Here is a 23,643-nt window from a genome sequence, read left to right on the forward strand (position 1 = left end):
ATCCTACGAAAAAATAAGGGCGCTCCCCGAAACGGAGCGCCCTTTTCGCTTTTCGCCGGGCGCCGGTCTCGGCATACTGCCCTGCTCCAAAGATCTCGAGCCTAGCGCGCCGGACGCTGCGCGAAACGCCAACAAGCCGTGAAGCGGCACCGACACGAGGGCCTAAATGTCCGAACGTTTCCGTCATGGGCGAATAGCGGTCGCCGCCGTGCTCCATGCGTTCATCGAACATGAAGTGCTCCCGGGACTCGGCATACAGCCGGAGGTTTTCTGGGAGCGGTTCGAGCGCTACCTCTCCGAGCTTGCGCCGCGCAATCGCGCGCTTCTGGCGAAGCGCGACAGTTTGCAGGCGGAAATCGATCATTGGCACGATGAACGCCGCGGGAAGGTCTTCGACGCGGGCGCCTATCGCCAGTTTCTGATCGACATTGGCTATCTCGTTGCGCGCGGGCCAGCGTTCCAGGTCGGCACAGCCAATGTCGATCCGGAGATTTCCGCTCAGGCTGGTCCGCAGCTCGTCGTACCGATCATGAACGCCCGCTATGCGCTCAACGCGGCCAATGCGCGCTGGGGTTCACTTTACGACGCGCTCTATGGGACCGATGCGCTGCTTCCTCCCGATCCGGGCAAGAAAGGCTTTGATGCCGCGCGCGGGGCGAAAGTGATCGGCTGGGGGCGGCAGTTCCTCGACCGGATCGCGCCATTGACGGACGGCTCGCACAAGGATCTCAGCCATTATTATCTGGAATATGGCGGTTTGCGCGGCCAGCTGATCGGGGGCGGAGTCGTCGCGCTCAGAAATCCCGGGCTGCTGGCCGGCTATGCCGGCGATCCCCTGCATCCGCGCAGCGTCTTGCTTGTGCACAACGGATTGCATGTTGAAATCCAGATCGATCGGGATCACCCGATCGGCAAGACCGATCCGGCCGGCGTGTCGGACCTCATCCTGGAGGCGGCGCTCACAGCGATACAGGATTGCGAGGATTCGGTCGCGGCGGTCGACGCTGAGGATAAGGTGGTCGTCTATCGCAACTGGCTCGGGCTGATGAAAGGCGACCTGTCCGCGACTTTCGAGAAGGCGGGGCATGAATTCGAGCGGCATATGGCGCCTGACCGCGTGTTCAAGACGCCGCAGGGCGAGCGCATCAGCCTGCCTGGGCGCGCCTTGCTGCTTGTACGCAATGTCGGCCATCTGATGACGAATGACGCCGTTCTGGTCGATGGCGAGCCGGCTCCGGAAGGCCTGCTCGACGCGATGTTCACCTGCCTGATCGCGCTTTACGATCTGAAGGGCCTGGGCCGTCTGCGCAACAGCCGCGCGGGCTCGATCTATATCGTCAAGCCGAAGATGCATGGGCCCGAGGAAGTCGCCTTCGCCGACGAGATTTTCGCCAGCGTCGAAGACGCGCTCGGCCTGCCGCGTTTTACCATCAAGATGGGCATCATGGACGAGGAGCGCCGGACCACGGTCAATCTCGCCGAATGCATCCGGGCCGCGAAGGATCGCGTCTTCTTTATCAATACCGGCTTCCTCGACCGCACGGGCGACGAAATCCATACCTCGATGGAAGCCGGCCCCGTTGTGCGCAAGAATGACATGAAGAATTCGGTCTGGATTGCGGCCTATGAGGACAATAACGTCGACGTCGGCCTGAGCGCCGGCCTGCCCGGGCATGCGCAGATCGGCAAGGGCATGTGGGCGATGCCGGACCTCATGTCGGCCATGCTGAAGGCCAAGGTCGCCCATCCGCGCGCCGGCGCCAACACCGCATGGGTGCCTTCGCCGACCGCGGCCATCCTGCACGCCACGCATTATCACGACGTCGATGTCGCGGCGCGGCAGAAGGAGATCGCCAACCGGCCGCCCGCCAAGCTGGACGACATTCTCACGATTCCGCTCGCCGATCGGCCGAACTGGTCGCCGGAAGAGATCAATGAGGAATTGGAAAACAACGCACAGGGGATCCTTGGCTATGTCGTGCGCTGGATCGATCAGGGCGTCGGCTGTTCGAAGGTGCCGGACATTCATGGCGTGGGGCTGATGGAAGATCGCGCCACCTTGCGCATTTCCAGTCAGCACATCGCGAATTGGCTCCGGCATGGCGTCTGCGTCGAGGATCAGGTGCGCGAGGTGATGCGGCGCATGGCGGCGGTTGTCGACAAGCAGAATGCCGGCGACCCGAACTATCGCCCCATGGCGCCGGAATTTGACAAGAGCGTCGCCTTTCAGGCCGCCTGCGATCTGGTGTTCAGGGGCGCCGAGCAGCCCAACGGCTATACGGAGCCGGTGCTGCACGCGCGTCGGCGCGAGGCCAAGGCGCGGAGTTAAGGCAGGCTGGCGGGCTTCGGCCCGCCGGTCGCCCAATCCAGCAGCTCGACCGTGTGGACCACGGGGCGCCGGGTTCCCGTGGCGATCTGGGTCAGACAGCCGACATTGCCCGCTGCGATGACGTCCGGCGCGAGGCTCTCGATATTGGCGACCTTGCGGTCGCGCAATTGCAGCGCGATCTCCGGCTGCAAGATGTTGTAAGTCCCGGCAGAGCCGCAGCACAGATGGCCCTCGGCGGGCTCCAGCACGCTAAAGCCGGCCTCCGCCAGTAGCCTTTTCGGCTGCTCCCGGACTTTCTGGCCATGTTGCAGCGAACAGGCGGAGTGATAGGCGACGCGCAGGCCTGCCGGAATCTGCGGCGCCTGCAAGCCGATTTCGACGAGGAATTCGCTGACGTCGCGCGCCAACGCCGAGACGGCCTTCGCCTTCTCCGCCAGAGCGGGATCGTCGCGGAACATGAAGCCGTAATCCTTGACCGTGGTGCCGCAGCCGGAGGTGTTGACGATGATTGCGTCGAGCCCGACAGCCTTCATTTCCTGCGACCAGGCCTCGATATTGGCGCGCGCAAAGCCGTCGGCGTCCTGGCCGAGGTGATGGGTCAGAGCGCCGCAGCAGCCCGATCCCGGCGCCACGACGACGTCGCAGCCGTGCCGTGTCAGAAGCCTGATCGTGGCTTCATTTATCTGTGGCGCCAGCACTTTTTGCGCGCAGCCTTCGAGCAAAGCCACGCGCCGGCGGCGGCCGCCTTCGGCGGGAAAGACCGCTGGCCCCTCGGAGGGCGAGCGCGCAGGCAGCCGCGCCGGGGCCAGCGCCAGCGCGGCTTTCAGCCTGGAAGGCAGGAGGAAGCCGAACGGCTGGCCCAGGCGGGATGCGAGCAGGGCCAGCCGGAACAATTCGGGCCGCGGCAGGACATATCCGAGCAGCCGGCGGAACAGGCGGTCGGGCAGCGGCCGCGCGAAAGTCTGTTCGATCCTGTGCCGGGCGTGATCGACCAGATGCAGGTAATGCACGCCGGAGGGGCAGGTCGTCATGCAGGACAGGCAGGTCAGGCAGCGGTCGATATGGGTGACCGTCTCGGCGTCGGCCGGGCGGTCGTTTTCCAGCATCTCCTTGATGAGATAGATGCGCCCGCGCGGGCTGTCGCGTTCGTCGCCCAGCAGGACATAGGTCGGGCAGGTGGCGGTGCAGAAGCCGCAATGGACGCAGGCGCGCAGGATCTTGTCGGCTTCGCTTATGTCGGAATCGGCGAGCTGGGCCAGGCTGAAATGGGTCTGCATCTCACGCCCCCTCGCGCATTCGGCCCGGATTGAGCGCCCCGTATGGGTCGAAGCCCTGCTTGACCTTTCGCGTCAAAGCCGAAAGCGCGGGAGCCTCCGGCTCGAACGGCTCGACCTTTTCGCGTATCTCCTCGCTGGCGACGACAAGCGTCGCGTGGCCGCCGAGCGGCTTCAGCGCCGTGCGAACAAGGGCCGCGCCGGCGTCAGGTCCCGCTTCGGCGGCGTCGAGACTCAGCCAGACCAGACCTCCCGCCCAATCGTAGAAATGTTCCGCCGAGGGTGATCGTTCGAGAATCGCGGCGACAAGCGCCGGAGCGGCGGCCGGAGTCGGGCAGAGCCGCCAGACCACGCGTCCCGTCAAGGACAGCAGCGTCGCGACTTCGCCGATCTTGCGCCAGAAGGCTTCGCTCGCCGGCGCGTCAAGCCTTGGGCCGGAGCCGAAAAGAAGTTGCAGCGCCGCAGCGCGAAAGGCGATGGACGGCGCTGGTCCTTCGAGCCGCAGGGCGGTCAGGGCGCTGTCGGCGAAGCCGAGGCGCCGCGCCGGAATGGCGGGAAGATGCGCGGCGGCGGAGACCTCATGCGGCGAGTTCAGCGCCCCGGCCATCAAGGCGACGGCGGCTTCGTCGGCGAGTCCGGGAAGGAGCAGGGTGCAGGCGGTTTCCGGCCGGGGCATGACCTTGATCGTCACTTCGGTCAGCAGGGCCAGCGTGCCGAAGGAACCGGCCATCAGCTTGCACAGGTCATAGCCGGTGACGTTCTTCACCACCTTGCCACCCGCCTTGAAGATCTCGCCGCGTCCATTGACTCCGGCAAAGCCCAGGAAGAAATCGCGCGCCGCGCCCGCGCGCAGGCGCCGGGGACCGGAAAGATTGCAGGCGAGCGTTCCGCCGAGGGTCGGCTCGCCCCCGCCTTGCAGCAGGTCGCGCCAGTCCGGCGGCTCGAAGGACAACATCTGGCCCCGTTCGGCCAGAAGCGCCGCAATGTCCTTCAAAGGCGTTCCGGGGCGGGCGGTCAGGACGAGTTCCGCGGGCTCATAATCGACCACGCCTGCAAGGCGGGAGACGTCGAGGACATGATCCGCCCGCATCGGGCGCCCGAGCCCGCCTTTGCTGCCTCCCGCCCGGATTTCCAGGCTCTTGCGCTCCGAACCCGCCCAGAGAATCGTCTCGGCGGCCTCGCCTGCGTCTTTGGGCTGAAACTGCGTCATTGGCTCCCCGCTCAGAAGCGCGGCAGGTCGGGAAAGCGCAGCTTTCCGCCATGCACATGCACCCGGCCGAGTTCGGCGCAGCGGCACAATTGCGGAAAGACCTTGCCGGGATTGAGCAGGCTGTCTTCGTCGAAAGCGCATTTCAGCCTTTGCTGCTGATTGAGGTCGCTTTCATTGAACATCGCGCCCATGAGGTCGCGCTTTTCCACGCCGACGCCATGTTCGCCGGTCAGCACGCCGCCGACCTCGACGCAGAGCCGAAGAATGTCCTGGCCGAAGCCTTCCGCACGGTCGAGTTCGCCGGGCTGGTTGGCGTCATAAAGGATCAGCGGGTGGAGATTGCCGTCGCCGGCATGGAAGACATTGGCGCAGCGCAGGCCGAACTTCTTCTCCATCTCCTTCATGCGCAGCAGGACCTCGCCGATCCTCTTGCGCGGAATGGTCCCGTCCATGCAAAGATAGTCTGGCGAAATCCGGCCGACGGCGGGAAAGGCCGCCTTGCGCCCGGCCCAGAACAGCAGCCGTTCGGCCTCGGTCCGGCTGACGCGGCAGGTGGTCGCGCCATTCGTGCGCGCGATTCCCTCCACGGCGGCGACGAGATGATCGACCTCAGCCTCGCAGCCGTCGAGTTCGACGATCAGCAGGGCGTCGACGTCGAGCGGATAGCCGGCGTGGACGAAATCCTCCGCCGCCTGAATCGCCAGCCTGTCCATCATTTCCATGCCGCCGGGGATGATTCCGGCGGCGATGATCGCGGCGACGCAATCGGCGGCGCCTTCGATGCCGGGAAAGCCGACCAGCAGGGCGCGCGCGCCGGGCGGCGTCGGCAGCAGCCGCACCACGACTTCAGTGACCACGCCGAGCATGCCTTCCGAGCCGACGACGACGCCGAGGAGGTCATAGCCCGCGGCGTCGAAATGCTTGCCGCCGAGCTGAACGATCTCTCCCTCCATTGTGACGAGTTCGACGCCGATCACATTATTGGTGGTCAGGCCATATTTCAGGCAATGCACGCCGCCGGAATTTTCCGCGACATTGCCGCCGATGGTGCAGGCGATCTGGCTGGAGGGGTCGGGCGCGTAATAGAGCCCGAGCGGCTGCGCGGCCTGGGTCACGGCGAGATTGGTCACGCCGGGCTGGACCACGGCGCAGCGATTGGCGGCGTCGATTGCGACAATGCGGTTGAACTTGCTCATGCCGAGCAGAACGGCGTCGGCGAGCGGCAAAGCGCCGCCGGACAGGGACGTGCCGGCCCCGCGCGGCACAACCTTGATCCTGTTGGCCGAGCAATAGCGCAACACCTCGACGACCTGCGCTTTCGTCTCTGGCAGGACGACGACCATCGGCAATTGCCGATAGGCGGTAAGCGCGTCGCATTCGAAGGCGCGACGCCCGATTTCCGCGTCGACGACCCCCTCGCCGGGAACGATTCCGCGCAAGGCGGCGACGATTTCGCCGCGCCGCGCCAGAACTGCCGCGTCGGGCGGCGGCATCACGATCATGTGCGTTTCCCCGCCGTCTCTCGATGATGCCGGCTTTGCGCCGGAATTCTTGTCGTTGCCCGCTGCCTTATGCGGTTTTCATTGCGATTTCAGGCCCGCGGCGGCGGCGCCCGCCAAGGCGCAGGCCTCGTCATTGTCCGAGGTGTCGCCGGTCACGCCGACGGCGCCAAGGGGCGCCCCGTCTGGACCGACGAGAATGATCCCGCCCGCCGCCGGAACGATTCCCTGCGGGAAGATCGGCCCCAGCGAAGCGATGAAGGTCGGGCGCTCGAGCGCCATTTCGCCGATCTTTCGCGACGAAACGCCCAGCGCCAGCGCGCCGGCGCCCTTGCCAATGGCGATTTGCGCGCGATGCGTGGAGGCGCCGTCCTGTCTTTGCAGGGCGATAAGATGGCCGCCGGCGTCAAGCACGGCGATGGTCAGCGGCTTGAGGCCCAACTCGCCGCCCTTCGCGAATGCGGCGTCGATGAGGACATTGGCCTGTTCGAGCGAGATGCGGCCCATGCAAAATCCCTGTCGTGGCGGCGCTGCTGATTGATCAGCCTAAGAGCCTGCGCCAAAAAGGCAACGGCGATTATGCGCGGCGGGGCGGTCCCGCGCCATTCCTAAGAAAAGAGAAAGAAAGCCCTCCCATGGTCAATTCCGTCTTCGGCTCCTGCGAAGCCACGATTTTCGAGGTGATGTCGCGCCTCGCCGAGCAACATGGCGCCGTCAATCTCGGTCAGGGCTTTCCCGACGGGCTTGAGCCGGCGGAAGTGATCGAGGCCGCCGCCGAGGCCCTGCGCAAGGGGCCGCATCAATATCCCTCCATGCTCGGTCTGCCCGCGCTGCGTCAGGCTGTGGCCGCGAACGCGCTCCGCTTTCACGGGCTTGAAGCGGATTGGGAGCGCGAGATTCTCATCACCTCGGGCGGCACGGAGGCGCTGTGCGACGCCTTTCTCGCCCTTCTGGAGCCGGGCGACGAGGTCATCGTGTTCGAGCCGGTCTATGATTCCTATGGCCCGATCATCCGGCGCGGCGGCGCGATTCCCGTCCCCGTAAGGCTGGAGCCGCCGGACTGGCGCATGCCGCGGGAGCGCCTGCTTGCGGCGATGACTCCGCGCACGCGGGCGATTGTCGTGAACACGCCGATGAATCCTGCCGGCAAAGTGTTCGACGCCGAGGAATTGCGCTTCCTCGCCGACCTCCTGCTGCGCCATGACCTCGTCGCCATCGCCGACGAGGTCTATGAGCATCTTATCTTTGACGGGCGCCGCCACCTCAGCCTTTTTGGCCTGCCGGAGGTGCGCGATCGCGTCGTGCGGATCGGCTCGGCGGGCAAGACCTTCTCGCTCACCGGCTGGAAGGTCGGCTATGTCATGGCCGACGCCAGATTGCTGACGCCGATCGTCCGCGCGCATCAATATGTCACCTTCACCACGCCGCCGGCGCTTCAGGCGGCGGTCGCCTTCGGCCTCGCCTTGCCGGACGATTATTTTGCCGATCTGAAAAGCCTGCTCGAGGCGCGACGCGATTTCCTCACCGCGGCCCTGAACCGGCTCGGCTTCGCCACCCAGACCGCGGCGGGCTCCTATTTCGCCATCTCCTCCTTCGCGCCCTTCGATCGCGACGGCGACGACCTGGCCTTCTGCCGCCGCCTGACCGCCGAGGCGGGAGTCACGGCGGTGCCGCTTTCGGCCTTTTATGGCGCGAAGGACTTGCGCTTCCACATCCGGTTCTGCTTCGCCAAAACGCAAGCTGTGCTGGAGAGCGCGGTGGCGCGGCTCGGCTCCTGGCGCGCGGCGCAAAAAGTGACTTGATCTGGCGCAAGGCGGGCGCGATAAATTGAGCGCCGTATTTACGGCGTAATTCGGTAATCTTCGCGCTCCTTCACAGGCCGACTGCATGTCTGGCGCTGAACTGCCCAGCTTTTCCGGCGATCCAAGCCGATCCGAAATTTTTTATGCGCTCGGGGCTTCGTCGCTCGGGACGGTTCTTGTCGCGCGCAAGCCTCAGGGCGTCTGCGCGATCCTGCTGGGGGACGATCCCGATCGGCTCGAACGCGACCTCGCCGAGATTTTCCCCCACAGCGCCCGCGCCCCCACGGACGATGCGCTCGCGCCAGAACTGGCTGCGGCGATTGATCTTGCCGAACGCCCCTGGGCGCCTTTCGCGCCTTCGCTCGCCATTGGCGGCACGGAATTCCAGCGCCGCGTCTGGACCGCCGTGCGGGCGGTGGCGCCGGGGACGACCGTGAGCTATGCGGAGATCGCCCGCCGCATTGGCGCCCCCTCGGCCTTGCGCGCGGTCGCCGGGGCCTGTGCGGCCAATGTGCTGGCGATCGCCATTCCCTGCCACCGGATTCTGCGCAGCAACGGCACCTTGTCGGGCTATCGCTGGGGCATGGAGCGCAAGCGCAGGCTGCTGGAGCGCGAACAACGGCGTTGAACGCCCCTGCGACAAAATGCGGCGCCCAGAAAATCTGCATATTTGAGGCAAATCAATCTTCCCGCCGCAATGAAGCGCTATCTTGCCTTTGTGACGTCCTGCGTCACATGCGTCGGCGAGAGCAGGCGCTTCCTCCCTGAGACTTGGACCGCTTTTTCAAAGCGGTCTTTTTTTTCGTCAACGGCGCAGATCAGTTGAAGCGCGGCCCTTTTTTCGCGCGCGAGAGGGCGGCGGAAAGGTCCCTGGCCAGTCGCGTTTTTTCGTGGCGGCCGAGACAGGCGCCAATTTCCACGCGCGTGCGCCGCGACAGCAGATCGAGCTTCTCGACGCCGAATTCCTCATGCCTTTCAATGGCGAGCCGCACCCAGAGCGGGTTGAAGCGCCAGTCGCGCCGCCAGCCCTCGGGCGAGACGCGGGCGTAGTGAAGCTCCAGCGCGCTGAGTTCGAGATCCTCATAGGCCAGCGCCGCCCGGGCGTTGCGTGAGAAGGCGAGCGCCAGTCCGGCCCAGGTCGCGGCGACAAAAACGGCGGCGGGCCATGCCCCTTGCAGGGTGAGCGCCACGCCGAGCGGCGCCTGAAACGCGGCGAACAGGGCGAGCAGCCTCCGCCGTCCACGCTGGGTCAAGGCGCGATGCGGACGCAGGCGAGTCACGAACAGCAGCGCCTCCGCAGGGCCGTCTATGGCGTCGTCGTCCCCCATGCGCTCCCCTCTCTCGCTTGTCGCGCCGCGTCCGATGCGCTTAAGTTCGCCCATGACCGAAGCAAAGAGCAAACCGCGCGCCGCCCCGCCGAAAAAACCGGCCGCCAAGGCCGCTTCGACAAAGCCGGCCAAATCAAAGCCGGTAGCGACGAAACCCGCCAGCAGGCAAAAAGGCGCCGTCGATCCGGCGCGGGTGCGCGAAATTTTCGCCCGCTTCGCCGCGCTCGACCCTCACCCCAAGGGCGAACTGGATTACGTCAACCTCTATACATTACTGGTCGCGGTGGTGCTCTCGGCGCAGGCGACGGATTCCGGCGTCAACCGCGCCACGAAAGGCCTGTTCGCCGCCGCCTCGACGCCGCAGGCCATGCTGGATCTGGGCGAGGACGGCGTGCGCGAAAAGATCAAGACCATCGGCCTGTTCCGCGCCAAGGCGAAGAATGTGATCGCGCTGTCGCAAAAACTGATCGCCGAATTCGGCGGCGAGGTTCCCCACAACCGCGAGGCGCTGGAAAGCCTGCCGGGCGTGGGCCGCAAGACCGCCAATGTCGTGCTGAACATCGGTTTCGGCGAGAAGACCATTGCGGTCGACACCCATCTGTTCCGCGTCTCCAACCGCATTCCGCTGGCCCGTGGCGCGACGCCCGAGGCCGTCGAAAAGGGTTTGCTGGCTATCGTGCCCGATGATTATCTGCTTCACGCCCATCATTGGCTGATCCTGCACGGCCGTTACATCTGCAAGGCGCGCAAACCCGATTGCTCCGCCTGCCCCATCGCCGATCTCTGCGATTTCCCGGAGAAGACGCTCGAGAAGACTCCTGCGCCCGGCGCCGCGCGGGCTTGAGCGGGGCGACGGCTTGCCCTTGTCATCGGGTTGTCATATGAACGATCCGATCAAAGCTGCAGAAAGACAGCTCGTTCCCCTGGAAGGGACTGTCATGCTGGGTCCGATGGATTTGGAAGGGTGGCTCGACGGCAACGAGGATGAGGATCTGTGCGCCCGTCTGCGCCAGACGCCGCAAATCCAGATGCTCGACCGCGACGCCTCGGTCGCCTGCTTCCCCGGCTGGAGCGCTTTCGATTTCTCGCTCGCCCGCCGCTTTTGCGAGACCAATTATCTCGACACCCACGAATTGCACAAACTGGCCGACCGGCTGGGCTTGTAGAGGCGTCCGGACGGGCGTTTCGGCGGCTCAGCTCATGGTTCGCGTCAGAATTTGTTAACCTTACCCCTTGTAACAGTTCTTGTGAGCGCGCGCCGTCGCTTCTATAGGTTCTGGCCCGACCGCAAGGTCGCACGGGTTGAATCAGATCAGGCATGCCCCAGCTTTATCACCATCCGCTCTGCCCGCATTCGCGCTTCGTCCGCCTCGCCCTCGGTGAATATGGCGTCGAGGCCGAACTGATCGAGGAGCGGGTCCACGAGCGGCGCCAGGAATTCCTGATGCTCGATCCGGCGGGCCAAACGCCGGTCCTTGTCGAGGACAGCGGCCTTGTCGTGCCCGGCGCGTCGGCGATCGCCGAATGGCTCGACGAAACGCTCGGCGACCGCCTCGGCGACCATCGCCTGCTGCCGCCTTCGCCGGTCGCGCGGGTGGAAGTGCGCCGGCTGACGGCGTGGTTCAATGAGAAATTCTTCGCCGAAGTCACCAACTGGCTGGTGACCGAAAAGGTATACAAGCGCTTCACCGCCACGGAAATCGGCGGCGGGGCGCCCGACATGGACGTTTTGCGCGCGGCCCGAACCAATGTGCGCTATCATCTGCGCTATATTTCCTATCTGGAATCCACGCGCAGGTGGCTGGCGGGCGACAGGATGACCTATGCCGATCTCGCCGCCGCGGCCCATCTGTCCTGTGTCGATTTCCTCGGAGACGCGCCGTGGGACGAGGAAGAGCCGGCGAAATTATGGTACCAGCGCCTGAAAAGCCGTCCGAGCTTCCGCCCCTTGCTGGCGGATCGCGTTCCGGGCGTGGCGATCAATCCGATCTATGCCGAAGTCGACTTCTGACCTTTCTGCACGCGGAGGCCGCCCGTCTGGGTTTCGACGTCTGCCGGGTCGCGGGGCCGGACGCTATTCCCGAAGCGCCCGCGCGACTGGAAGCCTTTCTCGCAGAGGGCCGCCATGGCGACATGGATTGGCTGAGCGAGCGGCGCGACTGGCGCGCTGATCCGCAAAAGCTCTGGCCTGAGGTCCGCTCGATCATCCTGCTCGGCATGAATTACGGCCCGCAGGGCGACGAAAGCGCGGTTCTCGCTGATCGATCGGCGGGAAATATTTCCGTCTACGCCCGCCATCGCGATTATCACGACGTCATCAAGGGCAAGCTCAAGCTGCTCGCCGGCGCGCTTCTGGCGCGCGCCAAGGCGCTGGGCGAGGCGGGCGAGGTCAAGGTTTTCGTCGACACCGCGCCGGTGATGGAAAAGCCGCTCGCCGCCGCCGCCGGCCTTGGCTGGCAGGGCAAGCACACCAATCTGGTCTCGCGCGAATTTGGCTCCTGGCTATTCCTCGCCAGCATTTTCACCACGCTCGATCTGCCGCGCGACGCTCCCGAGGGCGATCATTGCGGGCATTGCCGCGCCTGTCTCGACGCCTGCCCGACCGCCGCGCTCGACGCGCCCCATAAAATCGACGCCCGCCTCTGCATCTCCTATCTGACCATCGAGGCCAAGGGCCAGGTCCCGGGCCCCTTGCGCGAAAAGATCGGCAATCGCATCTATGGCTGCGACGATTGCCTCGCCGTCTGCCCGTGGAATAAATTCGCCAAAGCCGCGCGCGAAGCCAAATTGCAGGCCCGCGCCGATCTGGCCGCGCCGCCGCTGGCCGAACTGGCGGCGTTTGACGATACGGCGTTTCGCGCGAAATTCGCGGGCGGGCCGGTCAAGCGCATCGGCTTTGCGCGATTCCTGCGCAATGTCCTGCTGGCTGTGGGCAATTCGGGCGACCTGTCGCTGGCCCCTCTGGCGGAGGCGCGGCTGGCGCATGACTCGCCGTTGGTGCGCGGCATGGCGGTCTGGGCGCTGGCGCGTTTGCTTTCGCGCGAAAAATTCATCACCCTCGCCGAGACGCGCGGCGGGCGGGAGAGCGACCCGGATGTTCGCGCCGAATGGCAATGGGGGCTGTCCCTGTGAATCTTCTTGTTTTCGGACTTGGCTTCACCGCCGGCTTCTACGCCGCCCACGCAGTGACGCATTTCGACCAGGTGACCGGCACGAAGCGCGCGCCGCAGGGCGACGCCGTCGGCCGGGTCACGATCCTGCCCTTTGACGGGGCGGCGGAGGCGGTCGATTCACGCCTGCGCGCCGCCCTGCGGGAGGCCGACGCGCTGCTCGTCAGCGCCGGACCCGACGCGCTGGGCGATCCTGTGCTGCGGCGGCTTGAGGCCGAGATCGCGGCGGCGCCGCGCCTGAAGAAGATCGTCTATCTTTCGACCATCGGCGTCTATGGCGACCATGGCGGCCAGTGGATCGACGAGAGTGCCGAGGCGCGGCCGAGCAATGCGCGCAGCCGGACGCGGCTGGAAGCCGAAGCGCAATGGCTTGCTCTCGGCGCGCGCTCCGGAAAGCCGGTCTATGTGCTGCGGCTGTCGGGCATTTACGGTCCCGGCCGCAATGTGCTGGTGAAATTGCGCGAAGGGACCGCGAAGCGGCTGATCAAGCCAGACCAGGTCTTCAACCGCATCCATGTCGCCGATATCGCCAGCGCCATCGACGCCTGTCTGCTCTCCGATACGCCGGCCGGGATTTACAATGTCACCGACGATGAGCCCGCGCCGCCGCAGGACGTCGTGCTTTACGCGGCGATCCTGCTTGGCGTCCCGCCGCCGCCGGAAAAGGATTTCGTCGCCGCTGAACTCACGCCCATGGCGCGCAGCTTCTATGGCGAGAACAAGCGCGTCTCCAATATGCGGATGAAGCGCGATCTCGGCGTCGAACTGGCCTTCCCGACCTTCCGCGAGGGGATCGCCGCTTTGGCCGCGCTAGGCGAGGGCCGGTGATTCTCACGCTCCGAGGGTGAGATTGCCTTCGTCGTCGCGGCCGCGTCCGGCGACGACCAGCCGGTCCTGCGCGCCGATCAGGGTTTGCGCGAGGTCGGCATAAAACTGCGGATCGGTGAAATACCAGCTGTGGGAAAAGCGCGCGACCGAGAGCGGATCGGACGCGGGCGGCGTCAGGGTCTCGAAATGGGCGCTGCAATTCACGTTGACCGTCTTTGACGGCGCATCCGGCGGCAGGCCGACGCGGCCGAGGCGCGGCGCGACGCCGATCCATTTGGCGTTGGAAATCTGCAGCACTTCGTCGTGGCGGTTGAAATAATTGGTCAGCCGATAGGCATGATCCAACATGCTCTCGGTGTCCTTGTTGCCAGAGACGAAATCATTGGCGTCGACGTCGCCGCCGATGAGCGCCAGCTGGTTCAGCGTCCAGCCGCTTCCCGTCTTGATCCCATCGTCGGCGTGGTCGAGCGCCTCGCGCAGTACATAAGCGCCCATGGAATGGCACAGCGCGTGGATGGCGACCCGGCAATCCTGCGTTTGCGCCGCGAGCAGCGGCTTGATCGCGGCGTTGACCAGATCGATCGCTGTTCTTTTGGCGATGTCCAGATCGGGCAGATAGGCGAAGGTCTCGTCGGCTGAAGGCCAGTCGAAACTGATCACAGTGACCGTCATGCGGCCCGCCAGCCCGGAGACGATGGCGCGATGCGCCACATCGACGTCGGCTGCGCCAGTGTTGTAGCCGTGGACGAAAAACAGCGCGTCGCCAAAGGCGCTTCCCTTTGCGTCACGCTGAAAGCTCGCCATGATCCGCGCGATCCAGTCGCGCAGGCCGACGCGGTGCGAGGGGCGGGGCTGTTCGCCGTCCGGAACGATGAGGTAGCGGATCGCGCCAAGCGCGGTTCCGAACGCGTCGCCATCGACGGAACGGACGGTGACAAAGAATTTCGCCATTTTTCCCTCCAAAATTGCTATTCTTGAAAAAATCGCGTTATGGGACCCGTCCGCGGACGAGCCTCGCCGCGAAACGAGATTTTAGCGCGCCGCGTCGCGCCGCCTATCCAGCAAAGAGTCCATGTCCGAGCCAAAAACCGCCGCGCACGCGGCCAAGCCGCTGTTTTCCTACCGCAAATATTGGGCGCACCGTTTCGGGACCGCGCCTTTTCTGCCCATGTCGCGCGCAGAGATGGAGGCGCTTGGCTGGGATAGTTGTGACATCGTGCTGGTCACGGGCGATGCCTATATCGACCATCCGAGTTTCGGCATGGCGATCATCGGCCGTCTGCTGGAAGCTCAAGGTTTTCGCGTCGGCATCATCGCCCAGCCGGACTGGAAGGATGCGGAAGCCTTCAAACAGCTGGGCAAGCCCAATCTTTTCTTCGGCGTGACCTCTGGCAATATGGACTCGATGGTCAACCGCTACACATCTGACCGCCGCCTGCGCCACAATGACAGCTACACGCCCCATGGCGAGGGCGGCAAGCGCCCGGATCGCGCGGTCATCGTCTATGCCCAGCGTTGCCGCGAGGCCTTTTCGGATGCGCCGATCGTTATTGGCGGCATCGAGGCCTCGCTGCGCCGCATCGCCCATTACGATTACTGGTCGGACAAGATCCGCCGTTCGATCCTGATGGATTCCAAGGCCGACCTGCTGCTCTACGGCAATGCCGAGCGGGCGCTGGTCGATGTCGCCCATCGCATCGCCAAAAAGGGCGTAGCGCAGGATTTTTCCGACATTCGCGGCCTTGCCTTCATGCGCGACGCCACGCCGGAAGGCTGGACCGAAGCCCATGCGGAAGATCTCGACGGCGACGAGGGCGTCCACGTCAAGGGCGAGAATGTCGTCGTGCGCCTGCCGGGCTTCGAGCAGGTCGTGGGGGAGCCGGAAAGCTACGCCCGCGCCTCGCGCGTGCTGCATCGCGAGAGCAATCCCGGCAACGCCCGCCCGCTGGTGCAGAAGCACGGCGGCCGGGAAGTCTGGCTGACCGCCCCGCCCATTCCGTTGACGACGCCCGAAATGGATGCGGTCTATGGCCTGCCCTACGCCCGCGCGCCGCATCCGTCCTATGAGGGGGCGAAAATCCCCGCCTGGGAGATGATCCGCCATTCCGTGACGATCATGCGCGGCTGCTTTGGCGGCTGCTCGTTCTGCTCGATCACCGAGCACGAGGGACGCGTCATCCAGAGCCGCTCGCAGGACTCGATCCTCAAGGAAATCGAGGAGATCCGCGACAAGAGCGAAGGCTTTACCGGAATCATTTCCGACATCGGCGGGCCGACCGCCAACATGTATCGCATGGCCTGCAAGGACAAGCAGACCGAAAGCGTCTGCCGCCGCCTCTCCTGCGTCTATCCGGACATCTGCAAAAATCTGAACACCAGCCACGACGCCCTGATCGAGCTTTACAGGAAAGCCCGCGAGATCAAGGGCGTGAAAAAGGTGATGGTGGCCTCCGGCGTGCGCTACGACCTTGCCGTGAAAAGCCCGACCTATGTGCGCGAACTGGTCGCGCATCATGTCGGCGGCTATCTCAAGATCGCGCCCGAACATACCGAGGGCGGCCCGCTGTCCAAGATGATGAAGCCGGGCATCGGGGCTTACGACACGTTCAAGGAAATGTTCGACAAAGCCGCGCGCGAGGCCAGGAAGGAATATTTCCTCATCCCCTATTTCATCGCCGCCCATCCGGGCACCAGCGACGAGGACATGATGAATCTCGCGCTCTGGCTGAAGCGCAACAAATATCGCGCCGATCAGGTGCAGACCTTCCTGCCGTCGCCCATGGCCTTGGCGACTGCGATGTATCATTCCGGCTTCAACCCGCTCAAGCCCGTGCGGCATGGCGCGTCGGAGCAGGTCTCTGCCATCAAGGGTCTGCGCCAGCGCCGGCTGCACAAGGCGTTCCTGCGCTATCACGACGCCGAAAACTGGCCGATGCTGCGCGAGGCGCTGAAAAGCATGGGGCGCGCCGATCTCATTGGCCCTGGCAAGCACCATCTCGTGCCGCCATGGCAGCCGGCGGGCACGGGCGGAGGCGGCGAGGGCCGCCGTCAGGGAGGCTTGCAAGGGGCTTTGAAGGGAGCGGAGAAAGGCCAGCGCAACAACAAGGCGCGGAAATTTCTCACCAAGGGCGTCTTTCCGGCGTGACTCTTGCTCGGGCGCCAGGCATTTGCTTGGACGCAAGGAAGGTGCGGCGCTGGCGCGCTTGACGCTCAGCGCCGGCCTACCTACTTTCGGCTTCAACTTTCCCACTGGCCCAGGGATTCGCATCCCGCCGCACGCGAGGTTTTCATGTCCACCGTAAAAGTCACCGACGCCACGTTCGAAGCCGATGTCATCAAGTCCGCGGAGCCGGTTGTCGTGGATTTCTGGGCGGAATGGTGCGGCCCGTGCAAGATGATCGGCCCGTCGCTGGAAGAGTTGGCGAAGGATTACGCCGGCAAGGTCAAGATCGTGAAGCTCAATGTCGATGAGAACCCGGCCGTCGCCGGCAAGCTCGGCATCCGCTCGATCCCGACCCTCATGCTGTTCAAGGATGGCAAGGTCGCTGCGCAGAAAGTGGGCGCCGCGCCCAAGGGCGAACTCGCTAAATGGATCAACGGCGCCATCTAAATCAAGAAAAAAGGTCGGTTCTCGCTGGCGAGAACCGACCAGGAGCGAAGGCGAGGCCGAGCTGATGCGAGGGGTTGGCGATCGCGCATCGTCGCGATCGCCCGAACAGCAGATCAGCCCCGTTTGACCGTGAAGGGGCCGCTGGCCTGACAGGTCGGCATCATTTCGATCCGGTTGATATTGACGTGCGGGGGCAGCCCGACCAGCCAGCCAGCGGTCTCGGCGATGTCTTCCGGCGTCAGCGATTTGGTCCCGGCATAGACGGCCTCGGCCTTGGATTCGTCGCCGGCAAAGCGCACCTTCGAAAATTCCGAACCCGTGACCATGCCCGGCTCGATATTGGTCACGCGGACGTTCAGCCCGGCGAGATCGGCGCGCAAATTCAGCGAAAACTGCAACACGAAGGCTTTTGTCGCGCCATAGACATGGCCGCCGGGATAGGGATAGTCGCCCGCGACCGAGCCGAGATTGATGATCAGCCCGTCATTGCGCGCCACCATCTGCGGCAGCACCGCGCGGGTGAGATGGACGAGGCCCGAGACATTGGTGGCGATCATCCGGTCCCAGTCGGAGAGGTCGGACTCCCAGGCCGGCCCGAGGCCGAGCGCGAGGCCGGCGTTATTGATCAAAACGTCGATCTGCCGCCAGCCCTCCGGAAGCGAGGCCACGAAACCGTCCACTGCCTTGGCGTCGGTCATGTCCAGCGCCAGCGGCAGCGCGGCGGGGCCGAGTTCCTGCGCCAGTTCCTGCAGGCGCTCGACGCGCCGGCCGGTCGCGATGACGCGATGGCCGTCCTTGACGAAGCGGCGGGCGAAAGCCGCGCCAAAGCCGGCGGTGGCGCCAGTGACGAGAATGGTCTTCATGGAAAGGTCCTGAATCTTTTGCGCGGGCGCGCATTGGCGTCAATTATAGCCGCTATTGTCCCGGCGCCGATAGGCGAAAGTCCCCGCGCCCGCTTGCATCGGCGCTTACCAGATCCCGGGAATCATCCGCCAGCTGCGGGCGCGATATGCGGCGTATTCCGCGCCGAAATGCGATTGCAGCAACCGTTCCTCGGCGTCGATGCGCGCGAGCAGCGGCGGCAGCGTCAGGGCCGTGACGATGAGTCCGAGGCCGGAGCGGAAGACGAAAGCCCATCCCAGCGAGCCGAGCATCAGGCCAAGATAGGACGGGTGGCGGATGAATCGGTAAACGCCGTCCGTCACCAGCCGGTGGCCGGGCTGGATCGCGACGAGGCCGGAAAAGCGGTCGTCGAGCGCGACCACCGGCCAGAGCCGCAGCCAGCCGCCGATCGCGAACAGGGCCACGCCGCTCCAGCGCAGTCCTTCGCCGCCGACCGAAAGAATGTCATGCCGGTCGCCCCAGGCAGGCAAATAGCCGTTGACGAGGCCGAGAATGGCGAAAGCGGGAAGCACCCAACGATTATCGCGATCCTCGCGGATTCCCGGCGAGAGATTTCCGCCGCAGAACAAAGCGATGGCGGAGAGGCCGAAATAGACGATGGTCAGCGCCCAGAAGGCGGGATGGAGCAGGAAGGGTTCGAAGCCGCCCCAGCCCCAGATCGGCAGGGCGTAATAGGCGAAGGCGCCGCCAATCACCCAGCCGACGCGGCTCATGGCGCTGAGGCTGCCGCGCTCCGCCATGAGCTTGGCCCCCTCAGCCGAACATCGCGGCGCCGGGGCATGCGGCGCAGGACGGGCCCGCGCCCGCGCTGGAGCAGGCCGTCGGGGCGTCGCTGTCGCCGCCGCGCGCCGGCGTGGCGATGAGGGACAATTGCTGCTCCAGTTCGACAGCGCCGCAGGACGGGCAGGCCGGCTCTTCGCCGCCGCGCACCAGGGTCTGGAAGGACGAACCGCATTTCTTGCATTGATAGCCGTAGATCGGCATCGGAAACCTCGAACGATCTGAAAAGAAGCTTTGGGCCAAGATCGCCCTTCGCCGTCTCATTAGCAACCCGGGCGCCAAAAGAGCAACCGGGGCGCCAAAAGCAAACGTCTCAAATGGGCGGGTTCAGCCCCGCGCGACGTGGCATTGATGGTCGAGCAATTCTTCGGCGTGGCCGCCGTTCCCGGCGACGAGCAGGATGAAGCCGCGCCCGTATTTCGCGTCCTCGACGCCGATCATGGCGATGGTCTGGCGCGCCATGTCGTCCCTGGCGTGGGGAACTTCCGTCGCCACCATGCGAAAGATGTTCTGGTCGAGATCGCCTTCCTTGAGGCGCCGGGCGCGATAAAGCCCGGCCGAGGGGCGCAGGTCGAGATCGAACCAGCTTTTCTGGCCATTGACCGCGTGGGCCAGCGCCTTGCGGACTGTCGGCTGCACGCAATCGACATGGATATGGAGCTGGTCCTGGCTGCGGCCCGGACGCGAATTGACCGCCATGCCGAGATCGTTCCAGCGCAGCTGCTGGCCGGCGCCCTGAACCACCCAGTCGCGCTGGCTCCAGGCGTCGGCCCAATAATTCGGCGCGTCCGTCCGCAGCAGAGACGGGCTTTCGACGCCCGAAACCTTCTCCAGCGGCGTCACGATGATATGGGTGTCGTCGTCGGGGGCGCGCAGGGTCGCGGAGCCCTTGTCGTGATCCACGGCGAGGCAGGGCAGCGCGACCCCGGTGACGCGGCTGACCGGAGCGCAGATTCCGTGCACGATGCGCCATAGCCCGTCGCGCCCGAATGAGCGGCCCTCGAAGGCGGCGGCGGGGCGCGTCGCGAAAGTCAGCAGAATCAGTAACGAGCTAAAAGCTGGAAAGGCGCGATGCAAGGGCGGGTCATCCGGCGTCGGGGCCGCTCCCTTAGCATTATTTTCGGGCGGCGCCATGCGGGGGAGTGGAGCGGGCGATGAGAATCGAACTCACGACATACAGCTTGGGAAGCTGTCGTTCTGCCACTGAACTACGCCCGCGCTCCCGACTCTCATAGCCGGATCGCCAGTCGGCATCAACCGGCCTTCAACGGGCCGCGCGAAAATGTTTCGACAGTTTCAGACCCTGCGCCTGATAATTCGAGCCGAGCCCCGCGCCATAGAGATCCTCCGGAACCTCCGCCATGCGCTCATAGACCAGCCGCCCGACCGGCTGCCCGTCTTCGAGAATGAAGGGCACGTCATGCGAGCGCACTTCCAGCACCGCCCGCGCGCCCTTGCCGGCTTCGGTCGCGCCAAAGCCGGGGTCGAAGAAGCCTGCGTAATGGACGCGGAACTCGCCGACCAGCGGATCGAACGGCGTCATTTCGGCGGCGTGGTCCGCCGGCACCTGAACTTCTTCCTTCGAGGCGAGGATGTAGAATTCGCCGGGATCGAGCACCAGCTCGCCGCCGCCGCTGGCGAAGATCGGCTCCCAATATTCGGCGATTTCGTAAGATCCCGGCTTGTCCACATCGATGAGGCCGGTGTGGCGCTTGGCGCGATAGCCGATCAGCCCGTCGCCGAAGCCCGAGAGATCGATGGAAATGGCGACGCCGCCGGAAAAGGACGGATTTTCGATCGAGACCAGCCTTTTGCGCGCATGCAGCTCCGCGTGAGCGGCGTCGTCGAGACGGGCGGCGCCGCGGCGGAAGCGGATCTGCGACAGGCGGGAGCCGCTGCGCGCGAGAATCGGAAAGGTGCGCGGCGAGATTTCCGCGAACAGGGGACCGCAATAGCCCGCCTCGATGGTGTCGAAGGCGCGGGCCTGGTCCGCGATGACGCGGGTGAAGACGTCGATGCGGCCGGTCGAGCTTTTCGGATTGGCGCTGGCGGCGACGTCGGGGGCGAGCGCGAGGCTCTCCATCACTTCCGCGACATAGACGCAATTGGTCTCAAGCACCGCGCCGGGGCCGAGGTCGATTTCGTGCAAGGCGTGGCGGGCGATGGCCTCGCCAACGCTGCGCGCGCCGGGCAGGAAGCTGGCCCGCATGCGCCAGGCGCGCCGCCCCAGCCGCAGATCGAGGCTGGCGGGCTGGATCTGGCCCGGCGCCAGCGGCGCGGTCGGGCGGATCGCGCCGCTTTGGGCCAGCGCGGCGATCTGATGGGCGGCGAAAATGCCTTGTTCTTCTTGTTTCGCCGCCGACGCAGCCACGGGCCTCTCCCAACGCTTTACTCGCGCCCACGATTGTTGCGGGGGCGCGAAACCTAAGCAAAGTTTTTCGCGCTTGCATAGCCGGTTGGCTTGGCAAAGGCGAAGTTGCAGCGTTGACCCGCCGCCGCTGCGGCGGTAAAAGCGGGACCGTGGTCATTTGAGCCGGCCGGCTTGCCGCCACGTTAAACAAAGCAGCTAAACAGGCCGGGTCTGCCCAACATCGAGCAGCCGGCCGCTACGCTCCCGAGGAGCCAGGGCGCCTTGCGCCGTGAGGAGTTTCCGCCATGTCCGCCTATGACCGTCCCGCCATCGACGCCAAGACCCTGCGCCCGCGCACGAAAATGGTCCATGGCGGCACGATGCGCTCAGGTTTTGGCGAAACCTCCGAGGCTTTGTTCCTGACGCAGGGCTTCGTCTACAACAGCGCGGAAGTCGCGGAAGGCCGCTTCACCGGAGAGGACGAGGGCTTCCAATACAGCCGTTTCGGCAATCCGACCGTGGCGATGTTCGAGCAGCGCATGGCCTTGCTCGAAGGCGCCGAGGCCGCGCGCGCCACCGCGACCGGCATGGCGGCGGTGACCAATGCGCTGATGGGTCAGGTGCGGGCAGGCGATCACGTCGTCGCCTCGCGCCAGCTGTTCGGCTCCTGCCTTTATGTCGTGACGGATCTGCTGCCCCGTTTCGGGGTCGAGACCACTCTGGTCGACGGCGACGACCTCGCCGCGTGGAAGGCGGCGTTGCGGCCCAATACCAGGACCGCCTTTCTGGAGAGCCCGACCAATCCCGCGCTCGGCGTGCTCGACATTCCGGCCATCGCCGAAATCGTCCATTCCGTCGGCGCCACGCTGGTGGTGGACAATGTCTTCGCCACGCCCCTGATGCAGAAGCCGCTGGAGCTGGGCGCGGATTGCGTGGTCTATTCCGCGACCAAGCATATCGACGGCCAGGGCCGCTGCCTCGGCGGCGTCATCCTGGGCTCGAAGGATTTCATCGAGACCCATATCCATAATTATCTGCGCCAGACCGGGCCGTCGCTGTCGCCCTTCAACGCCTGGGTGCTGCTGAAAGGTCTGGAGACCCTGCCGCTGCGCGTCGCCCAGCAGCAGGACAGCGCGGGCAAGCTGGCGGATTTCCTCGCCGGCGATACGAAAATCGCCCGCGTCTATTACCCGGGCCGCCCGGACCATCCGCAATATGAGCTGGCGAAACGCCAGATGAAGGGCGGCTCGACCATGGTGGCCTTCGATGTCGCGGGCGGCAAGGCCGAGGCGTTCCGCATGGCCAACGCCTTCGAGATCATCAAGATTTCCAACAATCTCGGCGACGCCAAGAGCCTCGTCACCCATCCGGCGACCACGACCCATCAACGCCTGACCGAAGAAGCGCGCCAGGCCGCCGGCATCGGACAGGGCATGTTGCGCCTGTCCGTCGGGCTGGAGGATGTCGAGGATCTGATCGACGATCTGAAACGCGGCCTCGCCGCCGTCTGACGCCTCGCAGGCATGCGCTCGAAAACTATGGCGGGGCTGGCCGGAGCGGCGTAATCTGGGCGGCGTCGCATCGGGAGTTTTTCATGCGCACAGCTGGCTATTGGCGGAACGCCTGTCTTGCCCTGCTCCTCGCCGCGATTTCCTTCGGCAGCGCTCGGGCGCAGGATTATCCGCACGATCTCGCCAAAACGACGCCCGCGGCTTTCGCCGCCTGGCGCGGGGTCACGCCCCTCGAATATCGCAACAAGGCCTGGATCGGTCAGCTGAACGGCGTTTCCACCCCGATGGAGCGCGTCACCATGCGCCGAAGGCCGTTTTGTTATGGCTCCGTCTGCATGCCGCACGATTGCGGCGGCAACTTCGTGGCCTTCCTGATCGCCGTCGACGGCTCCGAAGCCGCGGGCCTGCTGGCCTCCCAGTCGCTGGGTGTAGGCGATCGCTGGTTTGGCGCTCCCGACGCCGAGGCGCGGGCGCTGCTGCGCAAGAAGATCGGCAATTGACCGGATTTGCGTGCGTTACGCGCCAAAAAGGCGCGTTCGCGTAACTCAGTTCGCGCGGGCCCAGGTCATGGACTTGCAGATCAGCCCGCCGAACACGCAGCCGCTGGTGCGCAGCTTCTTGCCATTGACGACCATCTTGCCGCTATAGGTCTTGCCGTCTTCCGGGTTGAAAGCCTGGCCGGTCCAGCTGTTCTGGTCGGCGCGCGCCATGTCGAAAAACACCTTCTGGCCGACATGGGCCTTGGAATTGGGGTTTTTCAGCCAAACGATCGTCCCGCACAGGGCCGCCCCGCAGGGCGAGAATTGCACCTTCGAGGCGCCGTCTTCGCGCATCCAGACTCCGTCGGCCTCCTGCGCGCGCGCGGCGCCAGCCGAAAGGCCAAGGGCGATGACAAGAGCGGCGGCAAGAGCGGCTGCGGGAAAGGCGGCGCGAAAAAGCGAGCGACAATCCAGTTTAAGCATGATTCCTCCCCGCGAAGCCGCCGTTTCCCGGCTGGCGGCGTGACGTTGGCTGATTGAAGAATGATCCATCGCAAAGCTTGCGCGAGG

At 65.2% G+C, this 23,643-nt stretch carries 24 protein-coding genes, 1 tRNA gene and 1 riboswitch; of the genes, 12 read left to right on the plus strand and 13 right to left on the minus strand.

Annotation, left to right across the window (positions count from 1 at the left end; genetic code table 11):
- The first annotated feature begins 166 nt into the window (after positions 1–166).
- On the plus strand, positions 167–2,329 hold the full coding sequence (locus QM467_RS07600) for a malate synthase G (RefSeq protein WP_283365707.1): 2,163 nt from the start codon (positions 167–169) through the stop codon (positions 2,327–2,329).
- On the opposite strand, the gene glcF is transcribed toward QM467_RS07600, so the two are convergent.
- The 4 genes from glcF to QM467_RS07620 all read right to left on the minus strand — a co-directional run bounded on the left by glcF (position 2,326) and on the right by QM467_RS07620 (position 6,819).
- Positions 2,326–3,606: a glycolate oxidase subunit GlcF gene (gene glcF / locus QM467_RS07605; protein WP_283365708.1), complete on the minus strand. Its 1,281-nt coding sequence runs from the start codon at positions 3,604–3,606 to the stop codon at positions 2,326–2,328. The genes QM467_RS07600 and glcF overlap by 4 nt on opposite strands.
- Before the next feature lies 1 nt (position 3,607).
- The gene (glcE, locus tag QM467_RS07610; RefSeq protein WP_283365709.1) at positions 3,608–4,813 is read right to left on the minus strand and encodes a glycolate oxidase subunit GlcE; all 1,206 of its coding nucleotides are present in this window, start codon (positions 4,811–4,813) and stop codon (positions 3,608–3,610) included.
- 11 nt (positions 4,814–4,824) lie between these two features.
- Entirely contained in the window at positions 4,825–6,315 is a 1,491-nt protein-coding gene (locus QM467_RS07615) for an FAD-linked oxidase C-terminal domain-containing protein (protein WP_283365710.1), read from the minus strand.
- 78 nt (positions 6,316–6,393) lie between these two features.
- Positions 6,394–6,819 (minus strand): GlcG/HbpS family heme-binding protein, encoded by a 426-nt coding sequence (locus tag QM467_RS07620; protein WP_283365711.1) that lies wholly within the window; start codon positions 6,817–6,819, stop codon positions 6,394–6,396.
- A gap of 128 nt (positions 6,820–6,947) precedes the next feature.
- Between QM467_RS07620 and QM467_RS07625 the strand changes: the two genes are divergently transcribed.
- Both QM467_RS07625 and QM467_RS07630 read left to right on the plus strand, forming a co-directional pair.
- Positions 6,948–8,114 (plus strand): aminotransferase, encoded by a 1,167-nt coding sequence (locus tag QM467_RS07625; RefSeq protein WP_283365712.1) that lies wholly within the window; start codon positions 6,948–6,950, stop codon positions 8,112–8,114.
- 85 nt (positions 8,115–8,199) lie between these two features.
- On the plus strand, positions 8,200–8,742 hold the full coding sequence (locus tag QM467_RS07630; RefSeq protein WP_283365713.1) for a methylated-DNA--[protein]-cysteine S-methyltransferase: 543 nt from the start codon (positions 8,200–8,202) through the stop codon (positions 8,740–8,742).
- Between the two features lie 190 nt (positions 8,743–8,932).
- Here QM467_RS07630 and QM467_RS07635 read toward each other — a convergent pair whose 3' ends face one another.
- The gene (locus QM467_RS07635; protein WP_283365714.1) at positions 8,933–9,442 is read right to left on the minus strand and encodes a DUF2244 domain-containing protein; all 510 of its coding nucleotides are present in this window, start codon (positions 9,440–9,442) and stop codon (positions 8,933–8,935) included.
- A 52-nt stretch (positions 9,443–9,494) separates the two neighbouring features.
- On the opposite strand from QM467_RS07635, the gene nth reads away from it, so the two are divergent.
- The 5 genes from nth to QM467_RS07660 all read left to right on the plus strand — a co-directional run bounded on the left by nth (position 9,495) and on the right by QM467_RS07660 (position 13,440).
- The gene (gene nth, locus QM467_RS07640; RefSeq protein WP_283365715.1) at positions 9,495–10,286 is read left to right on the plus strand and encodes an endonuclease III; all 792 of its coding nucleotides are present in this window, start codon (positions 9,495–9,497) and stop codon (positions 10,284–10,286) included.
- Positions 10,287–10,380: 94 nt separating this feature from the next.
- The gene (locus QM467_RS07645) at positions 10,381–10,608 is read left to right on the plus strand and encodes a hypothetical protein (RefSeq protein ID WP_283365716.1); all 228 of its coding nucleotides are present in this window, start codon (positions 10,381–10,383) and stop codon (positions 10,606–10,608) included.
- Between the two features lie 152 nt (positions 10,609–10,760).
- Positions 10,761–11,453 (plus strand): glutathione S-transferase family protein, encoded by a 693-nt coding sequence (locus tag QM467_RS07650; RefSeq protein ID WP_283365717.1) that lies wholly within the window; start codon positions 10,761–10,763, stop codon positions 11,451–11,453.
- On the plus strand, positions 11,351–12,574 hold the full coding sequence (gene queG / locus QM467_RS07655) for a tRNA epoxyqueuosine(34) reductase QueG (protein ID WP_283365718.1): 1,224 nt from the start codon (positions 11,351–11,353) through the stop codon (positions 12,572–12,574). Before QM467_RS07650 ends, queG begins: the two co-directional genes overlap by 103 nt.
- The gene (locus QM467_RS07660) at positions 12,571–13,440 is read left to right on the plus strand and encodes an SDR family oxidoreductase (protein ID WP_283365719.1); all 870 of its coding nucleotides are present in this window, start codon (positions 12,571–12,573) and stop codon (positions 13,438–13,440) included. Before queG ends, QM467_RS07660 begins: the two co-directional genes overlap by 4 nt.
- 3 nt (positions 13,441–13,443) lie before the next feature.
- Here the strand turns inward: QM467_RS07660 and QM467_RS07665 are convergent, their stop codons facing one another.
- Entirely contained in the window at positions 13,444–14,391 is a 948-nt protein-coding gene (locus QM467_RS07665; protein WP_283365720.1) for an alpha/beta fold hydrolase, read from the minus strand.
- A 217-nt stretch (positions 14,392–14,608) separates the two neighbouring features.
- Between QM467_RS07665 and QM467_RS07670 the strand changes: the two genes are divergently transcribed.
- Positions 14,609–16,585: a YgiQ family radical SAM protein gene (locus tag QM467_RS07670; protein ID WP_283365879.1), complete on the plus strand. Its 1,977-nt coding sequence runs from the start codon at positions 14,609–14,611 to the stop codon at positions 16,583–16,585.
- Between the two features lie 144 nt (positions 16,586–16,729).
- Positions 16,730–17,050 (plus strand): thioredoxin, encoded by a 321-nt coding sequence (trxA, locus tag QM467_RS07675; RefSeq protein ID WP_283365721.1) that lies wholly within the window; start codon positions 16,730–16,732, stop codon positions 17,048–17,050.
- Positions 17,051–17,163: 113 nt separating this feature from the next.
- Here the strand turns inward: trxA and QM467_RS07680 are convergent, their stop codons facing one another.
- The 6 genes from QM467_RS07680 to QM467_RS07705 form a co-directional block, all read right to left on the minus strand.
- The gene (locus QM467_RS07680; protein ID WP_283365722.1) at positions 17,164–17,913 is read right to left on the minus strand and encodes an SDR family NAD(P)-dependent oxidoreductase; all 750 of its coding nucleotides are present in this window, start codon (positions 17,911–17,913) and stop codon (positions 17,164–17,166) included.
- A gap of 105 nt (positions 17,914–18,018) precedes the next feature.
- The gene (locus QM467_RS07685) at positions 18,019–18,693 is read right to left on the minus strand and encodes a methyltransferase family protein (protein ID WP_283365723.1); all 675 of its coding nucleotides are present in this window, start codon (positions 18,691–18,693) and stop codon (positions 18,019–18,021) included.
- Positions 18,694–18,706: 13 nt separating this feature from the next.
- Positions 18,707–18,937: an FmdB family zinc ribbon protein gene (locus QM467_RS07690; protein WP_283365724.1), complete on the minus strand. Its 231-nt coding sequence runs from the start codon at positions 18,935–18,937 to the stop codon at positions 18,707–18,709.
- A gap of 123 nt (positions 18,938–19,060) precedes the next feature.
- A complete protein-coding gene (locus tag QM467_RS07695; protein WP_283365725.1) occupies positions 19,061–19,810 on the minus strand; it encodes a CDP-diacylglycerol diphosphatase in 750 nt (249 codons plus the stop codon).
- Positions 19,811–19,876: 66 nt separating this feature from the next.
- Positions 19,877–19,951, minus strand: a tRNA-Gly gene (locus tag QM467_RS07700).
- Positions 19,952–19,997: 46 nt separating this feature from the next.
- Positions 19,998–21,104, minus strand: a complete 1,107-nt coding sequence (locus QM467_RS07705) for a 2'-deoxycytidine 5'-triphosphate deaminase (RefSeq protein ID WP_283365726.1) — start codon at positions 21,102–21,104, stop codon at positions 19,998–20,000.
- A gap of 139 nt (positions 21,105–21,243) precedes the next feature.
- Positions 21,244–21,324, plus strand: a riboswitch (SAM riboswitch).
- Between the two features lie 64 nt (positions 21,325–21,388).
- Between QM467_RS07705 and QM467_RS07710 the strand changes: the two genes are divergently transcribed.
- Together QM467_RS07710 and QM467_RS07715 are read left to right on the plus strand one after the other, a co-directional pair.
- Positions 21,389–22,594, plus strand: a complete 1,206-nt coding sequence (locus QM467_RS07710; RefSeq protein WP_283365727.1) for an O-succinylhomoserine sulfhydrylase — start codon at positions 21,389–21,391, stop codon at positions 22,592–22,594.
- A gap of 83 nt (positions 22,595–22,677) precedes the next feature.
- A complete protein-coding gene (locus tag QM467_RS07715; protein WP_283365728.1) occupies positions 22,678–23,094 on the plus strand; it encodes an Ivy family c-type lysozyme inhibitor in 417 nt (138 codons plus the stop codon).
- Positions 23,095–23,139: 45 nt separating this feature from the next.
- On the opposite strand, the gene QM467_RS07720 is transcribed toward QM467_RS07715, so the two are convergent.
- Positions 23,140–23,556: a DUF2147 domain-containing protein gene (locus QM467_RS07720; RefSeq protein WP_283365729.1), complete on the minus strand. Its 417-nt coding sequence runs from the start codon at positions 23,554–23,556 to the stop codon at positions 23,140–23,142.
- Positions 23,557–23,643 lie beyond the last annotated feature (87 nt).

Origin of the sequence: Rhodoblastus sp. 17X3 (assembly GCF_030056575.1) — a bacterium.
Lineage (GTDB): Bacteria > Pseudomonadota > Alphaproteobacteria > Rhizobiales > Beijerinckiaceae > Rhodoblastus.

Excerpts from the sequence above, each read along its gene's own strand:
- nth (WP_283365715.1), top strand. The coding sequence starts at position 9,495 with ATGACCGAAGCAAAGAGCAAACCGCGCGCCGCCCCGCCGAAAAAACCG.
- QM467_RS07690 (WP_283365724.1), bottom strand. The coding sequence starts at position 18,937 with ATGCCGATCTACGGCTATCAATGCAAGAAATGCGGTTCGTCCTTCCAG.
- QM467_RS07600 (WP_283365707.1), top strand. The coding sequence starts at position 167 with ATGTCCGAACGTTTCCGTCATGGGCGAATAGCGGTCGCCGCCGTGCTC.
- QM467_RS07645 (WP_283365716.1), top strand. The coding sequence starts at position 10,381 with ATGCTGGGTCCGATGGATTTGGAAGGGTGGCTCGACGGCAACGAGGAT.
- trxA (WP_283365721.1), top strand. The coding sequence starts at position 16,730 with ATGTCCACCGTAAAAGTCACCGACGCCACGTTCGAAGCCGATGTCATC.
- queG (WP_283365718.1), top strand. The coding sequence starts at position 11,351 with ATGGTACCAGCGCCTGAAAAGCCGTCCGAGCTTCCGCCCCTTGCTGGC.
- QM467_RS07650 (WP_283365717.1), top strand. The coding sequence starts at position 10,761 with ATGCCCCAGCTTTATCACCATCCGCTCTGCCCGCATTCGCGCTTCGTC.
- glcE (WP_283365709.1), bottom strand. The coding sequence starts at position 4,813 with ATGACGCAGTTTCAGCCCAAAGACGCAGGCGAGGCCGCCGAGACGATT.
- QM467_RS07630 (WP_283365713.1), top strand. The coding sequence starts at position 8,200 with ATGTCTGGCGCTGAACTGCCCAGCTTTTCCGGCGATCCAAGCCGATCC.
- QM467_RS07685 (WP_283365723.1), bottom strand. The coding sequence starts at position 18,693 with ATGGCGGAGCGCGGCAGCCTCAGCGCCATGAGCCGCGTCGGCTGGGTG.
- QM467_RS07615 (WP_283365710.1), bottom strand. The coding sequence starts at position 6,315 with ATGATCGTGATGCCGCCGCCCGACGCGGCAGTTCTGGCGCGGCGCGGC.
- glcF (WP_283365708.1), bottom strand. The coding sequence starts at position 3,606 with ATGCAGACCCATTTCAGCCTGGCCCAGCTCGCCGATTCCGACATAAGC.
- QM467_RS07720 (WP_283365729.1), bottom strand. The coding sequence starts at position 23,556 with ATGCTTAAACTGGATTGTCGCTCGCTTTTTCGCGCCGCCTTTCCCGCA.
- QM467_RS07635 (WP_283365714.1), bottom strand. The coding sequence starts at position 9,442 with ATGGGGGACGACGACGCCATAGACGGCCCTGCGGAGGCGCTGCTGTTC.
- QM467_RS07670 (WP_283365879.1), top strand. The coding sequence starts at position 14,609 with ATGTCGCGCGCAGAGATGGAGGCGCTTGGCTGGGATAGTTGTGACATC.
- QM467_RS07665 (WP_283365720.1), bottom strand. The coding sequence starts at position 14,391 with ATGGCGAAATTCTTTGTCACCGTCCGTTCCGTCGATGGCGACGCGTTC.
- QM467_RS07620 (WP_283365711.1), bottom strand. The coding sequence starts at position 6,819 with ATGGGCCGCATCTCGCTCGAACAGGCCAATGTCCTCATCGACGCCGCA.
- QM467_RS07680 (WP_283365722.1), bottom strand. The coding sequence starts at position 17,913 with ATGAAGACCATTCTCGTCACTGGCGCCACCGCCGGCTTTGGCGCGGCT.
- QM467_RS07625 (WP_283365712.1), top strand. The coding sequence starts at position 6,948 with ATGGTCAATTCCGTCTTCGGCTCCTGCGAAGCCACGATTTTCGAGGTG.
- QM467_RS07710 (WP_283365727.1), top strand. The coding sequence starts at position 21,389 with ATGTCCGCCTATGACCGTCCCGCCATCGACGCCAAGACCCTGCGCCCG.
- QM467_RS07715 (WP_283365728.1), top strand. The coding sequence starts at position 22,678 with ATGCGCACAGCTGGCTATTGGCGGAACGCCTGTCTTGCCCTGCTCCTC.